Consider the following 15,139-nt stretch of genomic DNA (forward strand, 5'->3'; position numbering starts at 1 on the left):
CGATCCATAACCCTTAAAAACGGGTTATGGATCGTACGACTCTACATTTATAGGTATGCACAATAACCGGGGTTTCAAGCTTGCTCCGGCATTCCGGCACGGTATCTGTGCGCGAGAACCAGCAAAGGTAAATAGGCGATCAACAACCCTAGCCCCCCGTCAAGCTTCATACACACTACCAGCGCCGCAATGGGTAAAAGCCAACATAGATTGATTAAGCCTACGGTCATCGTAACAATTAGGTGACTACCATGCGCCCTCGATGCTGACTGATAGGCATGACTTCGGTGGGCTTCATAGACTTTTTCCCCACGTAGTAAGCGCCCGCCCAATGTGTAAGTCGCATCAACAATGAAGACCCCCAATAGTATCATCCAGCCCCACAGAAACTGAGGATCTGCCATTGCTCCGCTTACTGACAAAACCCCCAACATCAGCCCGATAAACCCACTGCCTGCATCCCCCATGAATATCCGCGCGGGCGGGAAATTGAAGAACAGAAAACCTGAAACCGAAGCAGCCATGACCAACGGCGCCCAAATAAGATTATCCCGCCCCACCAGCCAATATAGAAAAGCCGCAGAAAGCGTTACTGTCAGCGCCTCTACACTCGCCAAACCATCGATACCGTCCATGAAGTTATATAAATTTATCATCCAGACTAAATAGAAAACAGCAAGAAACCCACAGACGTACCAGGAGCTAATGACAAAACCCGCTATGGAAATAGAGGGACTACCACCAAAACAGAATAAAACCCCCAGCGCCGCAGCAAAGTGGCCGAGCAACCGCCAACGCGCAGAGACATGACCGTGATCATCAACAAAGCCTAATGTCGCAACCAGTATGCCTGGAAAAAAAAACGCCATGAAAAATGGCAGTGAAATCATGCCCACCGCTAACAACACCACGTTCGCCAGCAAAAAAGAAAAAACAATCGCTACCCCCCCACCTCTAGGCGTTGGAATCACGTGAGAACTTCTTGAATTAGGAACGTCAATAAGCTTGCGTGCTATCGCGTAACGGCGCAATCCGAAAGTCAGCGCGAGCGAAAGCAAAACAACAAAAGCTATGAAGAAGTAATAGATCATGCTCTGACATTCTCAATATAAGCTTTAACAGTATTTTCTATGCCCTGATCCACGCTATAAGGTGGCTTCCAATTTAATAGCAGTGAATTTTTACTGACATCAACTTGCAAGGATGAAAACAGTCGGGTGGTGATAGCGCGCTTACCCAAAACAATCGCGCAAAAACTCATCAATCGAACGGGTATGGATATAAAAAAAGCTGGTCGACCTAATGCTGCAGATATTTTTGATACCAGACCTGGTGTTGATAAGTCCTCCCCGTCACTTATCAAAAAAACATTACCTGCGGCAGCAGGGTGCACCATACACAACTTGATAAATTCGACCAAATTGCCCAGGTAAACAAAGCTACGTTTGTTACGAACTCTTGCAAAGGGCAGCGGTACCCTCCGGTTGATCAAAGTCATTAGTGTTAGAAAATTAGCCTTCACGCCGGGACCATAAACCAATACAGGCCTTATTATCACCAACTCCATTTGAGCCGTGGCGACGAGGCGTTGCAACTCTCGCTCGGCCTCCATTTTCGATACACCATAAGGATCAACGGGTTCAGGGGTATCCTCTGCGCTAAACGCTCCGTCCTTCTCAGTCAACTCCCCATTAACCTTGATAGAACTAATATATATGAATCGCTTAACATTGGCGTCAACCGCCTGCCTTGCCAGTTTGATGGTTTCGAGTACGTTGACGCGACGGTATTCTTCTAAACACGTATTAGGGTCGTCGTGCATTTGATGAGCCCGGGCACCACAATGGACCACCACATCAATATCTTTCAATAATGGCAGGTCTGCTTCGGGAATAGAAAAGCCCTCTGAAATCAAGACCTTTGAATTAGCAGGCGCGTCTTCAATAGTTCGCCGAGACAGCGCTATGACTCTGTCACCGGTCACTTCGCAGAGTTTATGCAACAGCGCACGACCGACAAAACCTGTTGCACCTGTCATTAATATATTCACTGACACTTTTCCAAGTTATAGAACACGTCATGACTTCAGAATGGATTTCAAATAAAAGTCCATTTCAGCAGTTACATAGTCTTGCGAAAAAAAATTTACCGCGCGCTGATGAGCCTGTTCTGCCAGCTGGCTTCTGAAGAGCGGATCCTCGTAGAGCTTCTTCATACAGTTAAATATTTCATCTCTGTCGCCTGCCGGATGAAAAACACCGGTTTTACCTTCATCAACCGCATCAGTGAGCCCATAGATCCTTGAAACTATAGCAGGCAAGCCGACACTCGCCGCCTCGACAACCGCCGTTCCAAAGCCTTCACGATAGCTTGGTAGACAAAAAATATCAGCAGCAGCCATCCATTCCTCCGGGACGTTGGTAAATCCCATCCGATGATAGCGCCCCTCCTTACCCACAAGGATGGAGCTTAATTCCTTATCAACACCGTCGTCGTCGGGCCCCACCAAAAGCAGTTGCACATTTTCAAATTGCGCTGACAACTTTCTGAAAGCGCATGCAAGATCAAAGACCCCCTTAGCCCGCGAAGCACGTCCCAGGAATAGGAAAACAACATCGTTTTCCTTAATACCTAACATTTCCCTGATCTTGCATCTGATTAACGAATTGGCAGCAAACCGATTGGTATCAACACCACTGATGGAGCCATTGCCCAATACTTTAATCTTGCCTACCGGTGCAACCCGGTTAACTTCCAAGAAGCGTTTTTGTGAGTGGCTATCCGCCAAAAGATGAGTCGCGCACAATGCCAGAAGTCTATCCAGCGTCGACAATAGAACACGGAACAGCCCGGATTTGGTTGCCCAAACTTGCCCTGTAAAGATGTGCAGCCTCACGGGGGTCCTTGCTATAAACCCCGCTAACATTCCGATTAAGCCCGATTTTGGCATAAGAGAGAATACACAATCATACTTGGCCATTCTCAAATGTTTAGAAAATAAGAAAAGTGCTCGAAAATCTTTTCTAATGGAAATTTTTCTCTCGATATCCAAACGCACAAAATCAACATGCGCAGATAGTAATTCATCAACGCCTTCTACGGTGCCAGATGTCACTAACGTGACATCAAAAAACTCTGAAAGCTTTAAAATATGCGAACGCATGAAAACATGCAGGACAATAGGCACAGTTGAAACTATACAAATCTTTTTTCTTTCCATCAGCGTTGCCCCTCCAGAATGGAGGGGACAGAACCAGGAATATCAAAAATGGCGATAAAGCCCAGTTCAGCCTTTATTAGTTCACTCGAATAGCTGACTTTTGAAACCAAAGCATCAACCCTCCCAGTGGTTAGCGGAAACTTTGGTATCCACGAAAAAAAACTTACGGACAAACGAATCAACCACGCGGGGACTACCAGACGAGGGCATCTAACCTGGTAACGCTTGGCCATTGCAACAATGACTTCGCGCAACATACAGTCGTTAGAAACAATGTATGTCCTATTTTTTGCACGCTCGTCTGTCGCACAAAGCACAAGTGCACGAACAACATCCTCTACATGCACATAATTCGCGACAGCTGCCGAGTTTCCGATATAAAAAAATATACCGCTGCGCACCATATTGGCCAACTGATGAAATGACCGATTAGACATACCCTGCCCAACAACATTTGTTGGACGAACAATTGTAAAACTCATTGTTGGATCTGCTGTGCAGTAGCTAACAACTATTTCATCTGCGACAGTCTTGGTGACCTCGTACTGGCCTACAGGGTAAGGAACGGATTGTTCGTTAACCGATATTTTGCGTCCGTTTGATCTCGAGGCCATGCCATAGGCACCGACACTGCTAAGCTGCACGAAGTGTATTGGTTTTTTTGTTTTCTTTGAATGACTCAAAAAACTTTCAATCAGCCTTCTGGTGCCGTTAACATGTAACTCGTACATCTTTGTTTCTGCTCCGACCTCTCCCATGCAGTTAATAACCACATCAACATCATGGAGTCGGGGAGATAACTCGCTCCCCCAATCGAAAACATCACCGAGAATCACCTCAACCCCGGGAATAAGCAGCCCAGCCTTTCGGCTTAGAACCACCACTTCATCTCCACGAGTTACTAGAGCGCGGCACAATGCCCTGCCAATGAAACCACTGCCTCCCGTAATAAAGAACTTCATACTCCTCCTTTAATAAAAGCGCAGTGCACTATCATTGGCATCCATGTTAAAAGCACAATCGGCATTACTACCAACGAAAAAAAAGATAACATAAGCCCTGATAAAAACGCAGTTCCTTATAAACCTGAGGAGTTCGTGCAATACTAAAAAAAACCCGCAGCGACTCTTTCTTCCTGGCGATTGATAAATCCCTGAATCGAGCACATTCGACAACAATTCGCGCTTGAGCATAATATTCATGCCCTGAATACCGCTCGATAATCTTTACTTTTTCTGCATGCATTGCATCAAGCTGCTTCCATGTATTGGATGAATGAACGCGATAACCCGCCAACACATCAGAAACTACAGCAATAGCAGTACGCCTTCCTATCGAAAGCTTCAACCACATATCCCAATCTTCGACTTTGGTATTCTTGTCGAATCCTCCAACGCGATTCAGCTCACTGCGTCTAATCAACGCTGCAGGAGCCGGAAGCTCGGCTCGCAGTAAGAAAATATCTTTAAAACTATAGATTGCGCTTGCCGTCCGCTGAGCTATTTTTTTGGAGTTCTCATCAATTAGATAAACAGAACCAAAGGCAGCAACGGTATCGGGATTACTTTCCAGATATTCAACCAAGACACTGGTTTTATTGGCAAAAATCACGTCATCAGAGGCCAAGCCACAAAAATATTTGCCGTCGGCCCACCGCAAGCCCTCATTCAGTGTCTCGGACACTCCGACATTAGGACGAGAGATAACCTTGAATCGCTGAAAACGTGCTTTACAAGCATCGATATAACGCTCAACTATCGCATAGGACGAATCAGTTGAGCCATCATCTATAATGATAAGTTCGATATTCGGATAGGACTGAGCAATCACACTTTCGATGCACTCCGCCACGAAATCCGAGTGATTAAAAACAGGAATGCAAACGCTAACAAGCGGCCCGGCACTGCTGGAGTACATTGTATTTTCCCAGGATCGCAAAAACACCAACTGTATTCTATGCAGCCCGCCAGGACTTCCTTAGCCTGGCAGGCTTATATGCATAGAATTATTGGGTCAACTTAAATGAATTACAAGCGTTTACTACTTCCTCAGCTTGCTCCAAGCTCAGGGTCGGCCCCATTGGCAAGCTAAGAACTTCATCGTGAATTTGCTCAGTAACCGGCAAATTCAGTGCATTGAATTGCGAGTAAGCTTCTTGTTTATGTGGCGGAATCGGGTAGTGAATCAGTGTTTGAATACCCAGTTTCGACAGGTGAGCTTGTAGCTGTTCACGATGTTCAGTTCTAATAACGTACAAGTGCCAGACGTGTTGATGCATATTCATCACATCTGAATCTTTACTGACCGGCAGGGAGATCAAGTTATTATTAATGCCTTTCGTGTAGAGACTAGCAACCTCTCTACGATGGGTAACGGTCTGATCAAGATATTTTAACTTTACGCTGAGCATTGCAGCCTGAATTTCGTCCAATCGGCTGTTAACGCCCTGATACAAACTTTTATATTTCTCATGCGAGCCATAATTACGAATAGCTCGAAGGGTACTATTTAATTCAGGGTCATTTGTTGTGATGGCCCCCGCGTCTCCCAATGCACCGAGGTTCTTGCCAGGGTAGAAACTGAATCCTGAGGCATCACCCCAGTTACCGGCGCGTTTGCCATCGATACTGGCGCCATGCGATTGGGCAGAATCCTCCAGGACCAGCAGATCATGCTCCTTCGCAATAGCCATCAGATTTGGCATATCTGCGAGTTGACCATACAAGTGAACGCACATAAGTACGCGTGTTTTGTCGGTCAGTGAGGCTTTAACATTTTCAGGACAAAGGTTGAACGTTTTACTATCTGGTTCTACAAACACAGGCGTGAGATTATTTTCGGTAATAGCTAGCACACTGGCAATGTACGTGTTGGCTGGCACGATAACTTCGTCACCATCCTTCAACTTGCCGAGTTCTTTCCACGCGCGCAACGTCAGGATAAGGGCATCAAGCCCGTTAGCAACACCAATGCAATGCTTAACTTCGCAGTAACTAGCGAAGTCTGCTTCAAACTTTTCCAGTTCTTGCCCGCCGATGTACCACCCGGAATCAATAACCCGAGTCGTAGCTTCAATCAATTCACTACGTAACGTCCTGTTTACAGAAGACAAATCAAGAAATGGAATAGTTGTCATTTGAAAATCACCGAAAGTTTCTGCTCTGAATGCTTAACTGCATCATTTGTAATTTCATAATAGTAGTTAGCGTCATCTTCGCCAACTTGAACAGCGCCCATTTTCTTATGAAAGGATATGACTTTATCATTGCCTTTCATTACATCGAAATGGCATTTCTTGAACCCTAGCTGCTCGAAACCGAATTTATAGACTAGAAATGCACTTTCGATTGCCGCAAAACGGGTTTTATTTTCATTGAGAATCCAGCTTCCCCAACAGAACGAATCGGGGCGAATATCGTATATTCGAACAGTTCCACAAGGTGTGCCGTCGAGCCTTTGTATAATAAAATAAAACTGTTTTTTGTCAGCTTCATCAGCTTTATACTTTGCAATCCAGGCTTTTTGCGATTCGAGATCTGGAGAAACCCCTGACAAAAATTTATTGTATCTATCATCCAAACGCAGACTCAGGATGAATTCCGCGTCCGTCACCTCAACCAACCTGAGGCCTATTGTGGAATGCTCTAAATTCACTACGCATTTCTCCATCAGTGCAAAATTGGCGTTGATTTCAGCCACCAATACACACTGCTCATTAGTTGGTTATCTGATCTATCGGACTCATCAGATACACCCGGCCATCGATTGAGCAGCACCACAGAGCGGCTGCACCGAAATTATTGTAGCGGGCCACTGTTAAAAACACCAGAAAGTCTTTAAGACCGGTTATCTATCAGCCGTTAATATCAACCACCTCAAGAGGAATATACTGTGCTTGGGCGACCGAGAGGTATATGTTCGCTAGCCAATACAGGGCTGATCAAGCACGACGAGATGGGCACGTCACAGCCGCAAGATACTGTAAATATTAAGGCGAGGCATTGACGAAAACAGAGACTGCGGTGGCGAAACAGGGGGGCAAAGTAAAGCGCTATCGACTTACAAACAAGACCAAGCCCTGCGATCAGGGCTTGGTCATATTCACATCAACTAATGGAGAGACCTGGATTAGCATCGCTGATGAACTTGTCATAATCCCGGTAATAGTCTTCTTCATCGTAAAAATCAGACGCTAACACCATACATACCGCACCAGAGGAAAAGTTATCAATCTCCCGCCAGATCATCGGACAAACATATAGACCAGAGTAACTACGATTCATATGAATCGTTTTCTTGCCGAACCCATCATCAATATGAATATCAAAAGAGCCTGACATGGCGATAATCAACTGATGTAATGCCTTGTGAGCGTGACCGCCCCGCTCTGCTCCACCTGGAACATCATAAAGATAGTAAACTCTCTTTATATCAAACGGAATATGGCGACCCGCCTCAACAAAAGTGAGATTCCCACGAGGATCATTGACTCTCGGCAAAGTTAATATTTTACACTTATCCAAATTCATTTCCAGCGCCTCCTCTCTTCGGGTCACGATATTCACGCAGGAATATCCGCTTCAAGCACACTTAAAAAGTTTTTTAAATCGATGCTGAAATCAGCATGGATACCCTTTCCAGTGGAATCGGCTGCTCCCAATACGTAGCTTATCTGCTTCCCGGAGGAGCAAGCCATGTTTTGCCAATACCAGTAACTGGTTTCGGGAAACTTGCTTATCAAGATGAATATTTTTGCATCTTTTGGCGCAAACACCAGGTTTCCCAATGCGGCACCTGACGAGCCAATAATTATTTTTGCACGGCTAAACAGTAAGACCTGCTGTATAAATGTAAGACTTTCCGTTTCAACAACCTTAAAGCCTTTTGGAACAAGCGCCGACTCCAGGTCCGCAAAATTGCTGACCAGTCGGGCTCCGGTTCTTCTTCTAAGAATAATTTTTTCTGGCCAGTTACCATCTGATTGAACAGCCTGACTTTCCGCACTCGTCTTCAGCAGATCAAGCGCAGAAGGACTGAACAGGCCATGTGAATGCCCATCCAACGCTGTATTACGACGCTCGAATGGCACGTAACCCGCAACCGATGTGATATATAACTGGGCAACGGCAACAGCTTTACCTGTTGGTAGTGCAATAATCTTACGATCGCCACCTGTAATAACTTTTAGCGACTCCATCAAATTCCGATGTAACCCATCATTTATAAGAATCGGAATATCCTTATAAGCCTCATTCGCGCAAAAAATAGCGACTCGGGGCAATACTTCAGTCATCCAGTGCGCGTAGTTGGATGCACAGGAGTCAAGAAATGAAGCAGCCACCGGGATTACTTCGGGAGCAGCATCGTGTGATAACCAGCGCCCTTTGCTTAGCGCGCGATCGAACACTAATCTGCCGTGCAGTTCTTCACTTGTGTAATCTCGAGCAAAATCATAAAGATCATGATGCAGGATTTTGTTTTCGACCAGCACGAAGTTTGACCCACCGTACACGATTGCATTATTCGCGGAAAAAACATAAATCTCCGGATATACGTACGATGTATGCGGCGAGGTTAAATAGTCTTGATCATCCGCGGGAAGGACTCGTGGCGCGGGCGTTTCGACCTGCTCTTCCGGCACAAGCATCAGCGAACTCAAATTATGCGATGCTACATAATCCTTATGACTCGTGAGTTCGCGCCATTTTTGATTTTTACTACCCGACAAAAGAGCACGAACATTAGCATAAATTGGGTAGCCGTTACGCCAAAGCCATAGCACGACCCAACGAATGAGTGCATTCTGTTTAAGGTGCTTTAAATAAAACTGGCCGACTGCCGTACTTCTTAATCTTTCAACTTTGTTATGAGGCTTTTCAGCGTCAAACTCGAGCCTTTGAACTGTTGCGTCAACTGCCTCAATTTTTTTCTCTGCCACGCTGGGTGTAGGCGTCCATCTGGAAACTTCAAAGATGCGGCCTTGCGCGTTAAGCAATATACTTAATGAGCGCAGTTGCTCTTCGTGCTTCTCTACTTTTTCCTCAAGCAGCGCTATTTGCTTTTTTAACTCATCACTACTTAGCTCATCCATGAGTAGGTGCTCCCTTGAGGTACATTTCTATAACTTCAGCAGGATCGCCATCAGCAATCTTCTTTCCGTGATCCATCCAGATGACTCGATTACACAAGGACTTAACCAGATTATGATCGTGAGAAACCATGATCATAATATCTGCCTTGGCAATCATAGAGTGCATTCTCGCCTTGGCCTTTTCCATAAAGGCCGCATCGCCACCAGCAAAAATTTCATCGAGCACCAGCACTTCAGGGTGTACAGCGGTCGCCAGCGAAAATGCCAGGCGCATATACATACCTGTAGAGTAGTACTTGACCGGCGTATCAATAAACTCTTCGAGTTCAGCGAACGCGATAACTTCTGGTTCAATCTCTTTCAACTGGCTTTTTGTATAACCCAAAATCGAGCCATTCAAGTAGATGTTTTCTCGCCCGGTAAATTCCGGGTGGAAGCCAGCACCAATTTCCAACAACGGCGCGATACGGCCCGAGACTTTTATCGTACCTTGTGAAGGCTCATATATTCGGCACAACGCTTTCAACAACGTACTCTTTCCTGCGCCGTTGTGCCCTACAATTCCGACACGGTCGCCCGCATTCAAATTAAAGGAAACATTATTGACCGCCAAAAAATCCGAGTACGCCGACTTGCTCTTTTTTTTGAATATGCCGGTAAAATAATCTTTAAATGAAGGCGTCGAATCGTGATAAATACGAAACTTAACTGATAAATCGACAATTGAGACATTCGACATATTATTTACAGCCTAAAGATAATTTTTTTCTCTTTAAGGAGAAAAAATATAAACCCGAGAGAAAGACTGCATGCGGCCAGAGCCATGCAAATCATAACCGTTGTAGAGTTTGGCAAGACGCCTTGAGTCAAGGGAGCACGAAACATATCCACAAACGGAACGACCGGATTAAAGCTCACTAACCAAGCCACCTTCCCCATCAGAGCGTCATTTTTGTACATGATTGGCGTCAGAAAAAACCAAGCTTGCATTGCAATCAAAATGATATGTTGCAGGTCCCGGAAGAAAACTGTCGCAATTGAGATAAATAGAGCAATCCCTAGCGAAAACACAAACAGCAGCATATAGGCGAATGGAATAGACAGGAGTGCCCATGTCAGGTGTCCACCAATCGCAAAAATGATCAAAGACAGAGCAACGAAAGATAGACAACTATCAATCAAAACTCCAACAGCAACACTCAACGGGAAGATCAGCTTTGGTAGATATATCTTTTTTATCAGGCTTTCGTTATTGATGAACGCGGCCCCTGACTGCGTCACTATTCCGCTAAAACAATTCCAGGGAATCATCCCTGCAAACAAGAATACGGCATAGGTTTTCAGGTCTGCCTTGAACAACGTCGAAAAAACTACGGCAGTTACGGTCATCATCATCAGTGGATTAATCAACGTCCACAGATAGCCCAGTGCAGTCCTTCGATACCGCAGGATCAAATGTTGACGAACTAACTGCCATAGAACGGCGTGGCTACTGTACAGCTCAAAAAGCTGCCTAAATGCCTTATTAATCACCCGATCACCTCAGCGACCATATCAACATCAAAACTATAATGCTGTTTCATTTTTTTGCCTTATCACTAGCAGAGCATACCCTTTTTTCCAACACTTATTGTGGAGGGTCATTGTTAAGCTCGCGTGCTCTTTATTTCTTTCAGAATAGCCAGTAGATACTTACCATATCCATTTTTCGCCAATGGCGCCGCGAGCGCTTCTAACTGCTCATCATTAATCCATCCCTGCCTGAATGAGATTTCTTCAGGACAAGCGACTTTCAATCCCTGACGGCTTTCTATTGTGGCAATAAACTGCCCTGCATCAAGTAATGACTCGTGTGTCCCGGTATCCAGCCATGCATATCCTCTGCCCATGGTTTCGACGTCCAACTGGCCTTTTTCCAGATAGAGTTTATTCAGGTCAGTAATTTCGAGTTCACCTCTGGCGGACGGCTTTAAACTCTTGGCGAGCTCCACAACTTGTGAATCATAGAAGTACAACCCTGTCACCGCGTAGCTAGACTTGGGTACCGCTGGCTTTTCTTCGAGGCTGATGACCTTCCCTTGACTATCAAACTCTGCGACGCCATACCGCTCCGGATCATTGACGTGATATGCAAATACGCTTGCCCCCACCGTCCGAGCCATTGCGTTCTTGAGTAGATTATGGAAATCGTGACCGTGGAATATGTTGTCACCCAAGACCAGCGCGCAAGCCCCTCCGTCAAGAAACTCCTCCCCAATTACAAATGCCTGAGCAAGGCCATCAGGCGAAGCCTGTACTGCATACTGCAGGTTGAGACCCCAACGCTTACCATCACCGAGCAACTGCTCGAAGCGTGGCGTGTCCTGGGGAGTGGAAATAATCAGAATGTCTCTTATGCCCGCGAGCATCAGCACGCTTAGCGGGTAGTAGATCATAGGCTTATCGAAAACAGGCAAAAGCTGTTTTGAGATAGCCAACGTTGCAGGGTGAAGGCGCGTTCCCGAGCCACCAGCGAGGATGATGCCTTTGCGGTTTGTCATGGTCATTTATTCAAAACTTCCCTAAGCATTCGGATTACACCACTTTGCCAATCCGGCAAGTGTAGAGAAAAGGTGTCACGCAGCTTCTGAGTATTCAATCGCGAATTCAGAGGGCGGAGTGCAGGTGCTGGATAAGCGGTCGTATCGATTGGGTTGACCGTCGAGACGGCTAGTTCTTCGCCAACAGCCCTGGCAAAACCAATCACCTCACAGGCATAGTCGTACCAGGACACTTCACCGCTGGCCGCCAGGTGATAAAGGCCCGACAACTCTGGCTGATCAATGATCCGGTGAAGCGCCAAAGCCGTTACGTCAGCGATCAGGTCGGCCCCTGTCGGAGCACCTATCTGGTCAGCTATAACATTAAGGGTTTCACGCTCTTTGGCCAGGCGCAGCATTGTCTTGGCAAAATTTTGACCGCGAACGCTATAGACCCAGCTAGTGCGAAAGATCAAATACTTGCAACCTGACGCCTGAATCGCCTGCTCTCCGGCCAGCTTACTCACGCCATAGCTATTTATCGGAGCCGCTGTATCCGTTTCCAGCCATGGGGCTTGCCCCTGTCCACTGAAGACGTAGTCTGTTGAATAATGAATCAGCCAAGCCCCGAGAACCTGCGCCTCTTCTGCCATGACTTGAATAGCCTCACCATTTAAGAGGTGGGCCAAATCGGGTTCGGACTCAGCTTTATCAACGGCGTTATAAGCAGCAGCATTAACAATAACGTCTGGCTTTATCTGCCGAATCGTTGTGCGCAATGCCTCAATATCTGAAAGGTCACCGGACAGCCCATTTACCGTCTTGCGGTCCAGGGCGATCAACTCACCGAGCGGCGCAAGGGAACGCTGCAGCTCCCAACCCACCTGGCCGTTTTTTCCCAACAAGAGGATTTTCATGCGTTATTCGAACGATCTGCGTAGTTCTGATCGATCCACTGCTGATAACTACCGCTCTTCACGTGAGCCACCCATTCAGTGTTGTTCAGGTACCACTCGACGGTTTTGCGAATACCGGTTTCAAATGTTTCTTCCGGCGTCCAACCCAGCTCGCGCTGAATTTTGCTGGCATCGATTGCGTAACGCTGGTCGTGGCCCGGGCGATCCTGGACATAGGTGATCAGGCTTGCGTGCGGACGATGGGCAGAGTCCGGACGCAGTTCGTCGAGCAGTGCGCAAAGGGTGTGCACCACTTCGATGTTTTGCTTCTCGTTATGGCCGCCGATGTTGTAAGTCTCGCCGATTACGCCTTCGGTCACGACTTTGTACAGTGCGCGGGCGTGGTCTTCGACGTAGAGCCAGTCGCGGACCTGGTTGCCTTTGCCATAGACCGGCAGCGGCTTGCCTTCCAGTGCATTGAGGATGATCAGCGGGATCAACTTCTCAGGGAAATGGCATGGACCGTAGTTGTTCGAGCAGTTGGTAACCAGAGTCGGCAGACCGTAGGTACGACTCCAGGCACGAACCAGGTGATCGGAACTGGCCTTGCTGGCCGAATATGGCGAGCTTGGCTGATACGGCGTGGTTTCGGTGAAGAGGTCTTCCGGACCTTCGAGGTCTCCGTAGACTTCGTCGGTGGAAATATGGTGGAAGCGGAAGTTGGCTTTACGCGCATCATCCAGTGCCGCCCAATAATGGCGTGCTGCTTCCAGCAAGGTGTAAGTGCCAATGATGTTGGTCTGGATGAATTCGGACGGACCGGAGATCGAGCGGTCAACGTGGGACTCTGCGGCCAGGTGCATGATGGCATCCGGTTGGTGTTCACGCAGGACACGGTCCACTTGATCACGGTCGCAGATGTCGACGCGCTCGAACACGTAACGCGAGTTCTGACTGACTTCGGCCAGCGACTCAAGGTTACCGGCATAAGTCAGTTTATCGACGTTAACGACAGAGTCGTTAGTGTTGGAGATGATATGACGAATGACTGCCGAGCCGATAAACCCGGCGCCGCCGGTTACTAGAATTTTCACGCGAAACCATACCCTTAAGTTACTGACAGGGCCGCCAATCGCGCACTGTCTAATCCATGAATGCAAAAGCCATCAAAATCAGCCGTGGCTTCTGACAGAGTCAGTCTGAACCGATTCGGGAACTACCCTATCGACCAAGCGCAGCATTTTACAGCTTAATGAAGGTTTTACTAATGGATATGGACAAGCCGGGATGCAAGTTCAACGTGTACCACAGGTTTGTCGCGATCAGACAAGGCGCTTGCGCGAGGCTCTGGACGTACGTCCCAGAAACCAGCCAAGAATCGGCCCGATCACCATACCGATCAGCAGCGCAACCACCATGACCAGCGATACTGGCAACTGCGGGCCTGCCCAGCCCAGGAATAGCAGCGACACACTTTGCTGGTTCTCCAGAACGAACGCCAGGATCGCGAGAACGAGCAATAGGACAAATACAGCGAGAAGTACGCGCATGAGGTTACGCATCAGCGGTTCCTTGAAGTGCAGCAGCTGTCAAAGCCCCTCCTCCTCTTCCTCGTTCACGCGATCGCGCAGTTCTTTGCCTGGCTTGAAATGCGGAACGAACTTGCCGTCGAGGCTGACGGACTGACCGGTTTTTGGATTGCGACCTACGCGCGGGGCACGATAGTGCAGGGAGAAGCTACCAAAACCACGGATCTCGATTCGATCACCGGTGGCCAGACATTGGGACATTTGCTCAAGCATGGTCTTGATGGCCAGCTCCACATCCTTGGATGAGAGCAGCCCTTGATGGGTGACAATTCGTTCGATCAACTCCGACTTCGTCATATTTTTCCCTTCTTTTTCAAGCAGCTAGATCAGCGCTTCAAAGGTTTTAGCATGCCCGGAGGAATTTGAACAGCCCGAGTTTTGACATATCTTTCCTTGTAATGAGGCGCCCGATTTCAGAGCATCGGAACATTGCTTAAACGCGGCATTCATCTACAGATAACCAGCATGGTGCGCGTCAGATAACCCGCGGGATTGAAGCCAAAAGGGAACTCATCTTCCTCCTTCGCATCATCGGACCTTACGACAACTTTATAACCTGCACCCTTGCACTCCCTGGCGGCTCTCTTGTGACACTTCTCCCATCCGGAGCCCAATCCTGAACAATCGATCTCTATACCACTGACTCCACGTACTGCATGAGTCTTGGCGCTCGTGGTACAGCCCGCCAATGTCAGTACTGCTATCACGACAATGAGCTTGTTCATTCACTTCCTTATGCCAGGCGCACTGCCCAGCGGTCGTTCACTTCAGACCAAGCCTAGCCTTGGATAGACGATTGACCTGTATGAAGTTACAGACAACTT

General features: G+C 47.3%; 17 protein-coding genes. All 17 read right to left on the reverse strand.

What is annotated here, in order from left to right; genetic code table 11:
• Positions 1 to 74 precede the first annotated feature (74 nt).
• The 17 genes from AB7M22_RS18545 to AB7M22_RS18625 all read right to left on the reverse strand — a co-directional run bounded on the left by AB7M22_RS18545 (position 75) and on the right by AB7M22_RS18625 (position 15,040).
• The gene (locus AB7M22_RS18545; RefSeq protein WP_454187375.1) at positions 75 to 1,091 is read right to left on the reverse strand and encodes an MraY family glycosyltransferase; all 1,017 of its coding nucleotides are present in this window, start codon (positions 1,089 to 1,091) and stop codon (positions 75 to 77) included.
• Positions 1,088 to 2,050 (reverse strand): NAD-dependent epimerase/dehydratase family protein, encoded by a 963-nt coding sequence (locus AB7M22_RS18550; protein WP_454187376.1) that lies wholly within the window; start codon positions 2,048 to 2,050, stop codon positions 1,088 to 1,090. The genes AB7M22_RS18545 and AB7M22_RS18550 overlap by 4 nt, the downstream gene beginning before the upstream one ends.
• Positions 2,051 to 2,077: 27 nt before the next feature.
• Positions 2,078 to 3,220, reverse strand: coding sequence for a glycosyltransferase (locus AB7M22_RS18555; protein ID WP_454187377.1), 1,143 nt, complete (start codon positions 3,218 to 3,220; stop codon positions 2,078 to 2,080).
• Positions 3,220 to 4,182: an NAD-dependent epimerase/dehydratase family protein gene (locus tag AB7M22_RS18560; RefSeq protein WP_454187378.1), complete on the reverse strand. Its 963-nt coding sequence runs from the start codon at positions 4,180 to 4,182 to the stop codon at positions 3,220 to 3,222. The genes AB7M22_RS18555 and AB7M22_RS18560 overlap by 1 nt, the downstream gene beginning before the upstream one ends.
• Before the next feature lie 67 nt (positions 4,183 to 4,249).
• On the reverse strand, positions 4,250 to 5,137 hold the full coding sequence (locus AB7M22_RS18565; protein ID WP_454187379.1) for a glycosyltransferase: 888 nt from the start codon (positions 5,135 to 5,137) through the stop codon (positions 4,250 to 4,252).
• An 88-nt stretch (positions 5,138 to 5,225) separates the two neighbouring features.
• Positions 5,226 to 6,356, reverse strand: coding sequence for a DegT/DnrJ/EryC1/StrS family aminotransferase (locus AB7M22_RS18570; RefSeq protein WP_454187380.1), 1,131 nt, complete (start codon positions 6,354 to 6,356; stop codon positions 5,226 to 5,228).
• Positions 6,353 to 6,919, reverse strand: a complete 567-nt coding sequence (locus tag AB7M22_RS18575) for a GNAT family N-acetyltransferase (protein WP_454187381.1) — start codon at positions 6,917 to 6,919, stop codon at positions 6,353 to 6,355. Before AB7M22_RS18575 ends, AB7M22_RS18570 begins: the two co-directional genes overlap by 4 nt.
• Before the next feature lie 407 nt (positions 6,920 to 7,326).
• Positions 7,327 to 7,785 carry a sugar 3,4-ketoisomerase gene (locus AB7M22_RS18580; RefSeq protein WP_454187382.1) on the reverse strand — a complete coding sequence of 153 codons (459 nt, stop codon included), beginning with the start codon at positions 7,783 to 7,785 and terminating at the stop codon, positions 7,327 to 7,329.
• On the reverse strand, positions 7,782 to 9,311 hold the full coding sequence (locus AB7M22_RS18585; RefSeq protein WP_454187383.1) for a glycosyltransferase family 61 protein: 1,530 nt from the start codon (positions 9,309 to 9,311) through the stop codon (positions 7,782 to 7,784). Before AB7M22_RS18585 ends, AB7M22_RS18580 begins: the two co-directional genes overlap by 4 nt.
• Positions 9,304 to 10,050, reverse strand: coding sequence for an ABC transporter ATP-binding protein (locus AB7M22_RS18590; RefSeq protein WP_454187384.1), 747 nt, complete (start codon positions 10,048 to 10,050; stop codon positions 9,304 to 9,306). Before AB7M22_RS18590 ends, AB7M22_RS18585 begins: the two co-directional genes overlap by 8 nt.
• 5 nt (positions 10,051 to 10,055) lie before the next feature.
• Positions 10,056 to 10,844, reverse strand: a complete 789-nt coding sequence (locus AB7M22_RS18595) for an ABC transporter permease (RefSeq protein ID WP_454187385.1) — start codon at positions 10,842 to 10,844, stop codon at positions 10,056 to 10,058.
• A gap of 113 nt (positions 10,845 to 10,957) precedes the next feature.
• Complete coding sequence (gene rfbA, locus AB7M22_RS18600) at positions 10,958 to 11,851, reverse strand: glucose-1-phosphate thymidylyltransferase RfbA (RefSeq protein WP_454188836.1); 894 nt, start codon at positions 11,849 to 11,851, stop codon at positions 10,958 to 10,960.
• Positions 11,852 to 11,853: 2 nt separating this feature from the next.
• Positions 11,854 to 12,747 carry a dTDP-4-dehydrorhamnose reductase gene (gene rfbD, locus AB7M22_RS18605; RefSeq protein WP_454187386.1) on the reverse strand — a complete coding sequence of 298 codons (894 nt, stop codon included), beginning with the start codon at positions 12,745 to 12,747 and terminating at the stop codon, positions 11,854 to 11,856.
• A complete protein-coding gene (rfbB, locus tag AB7M22_RS18610; RefSeq protein ID WP_454187387.1) occupies positions 12,744 to 13,820 on the reverse strand; it encodes a dTDP-glucose 4,6-dehydratase in 1,077 nt (358 codons plus the stop codon). The genes rfbD and rfbB overlap by 4 nt, the downstream gene beginning before the upstream one ends.
• Positions 13,821 to 14,048: 228 nt before the next feature.
• The gene (locus AB7M22_RS18615) at positions 14,049 to 14,288 is read right to left on the reverse strand and encodes a LapA family protein (protein WP_454187388.1); all 240 of its coding nucleotides are present in this window, start codon (positions 14,286 to 14,288) and stop codon (positions 14,049 to 14,051) included.
• 27 nt (positions 14,289 to 14,315) lie between these two features.
• On the reverse strand, positions 14,316 to 14,612 hold the full coding sequence (gene ihfB / locus AB7M22_RS18620; protein WP_007899751.1) for an integration host factor subunit beta: 297 nt from the start codon (positions 14,610 to 14,612) through the stop codon (positions 14,316 to 14,318).
• Positions 14,613 to 14,761: 149 nt separating this feature from the next.
• Complete coding sequence (locus tag AB7M22_RS18625) at positions 14,762 to 15,040, reverse strand: hypothetical protein (protein WP_030128737.1); 279 nt, start codon at positions 15,038 to 15,040, stop codon at positions 14,762 to 14,764.
• Positions 15,041 to 15,139 lie beyond the last annotated feature (99 nt).

This window comes from Pseudomonas sp. ADAK2 TE3594 (genome assembly GCF_053628675.1).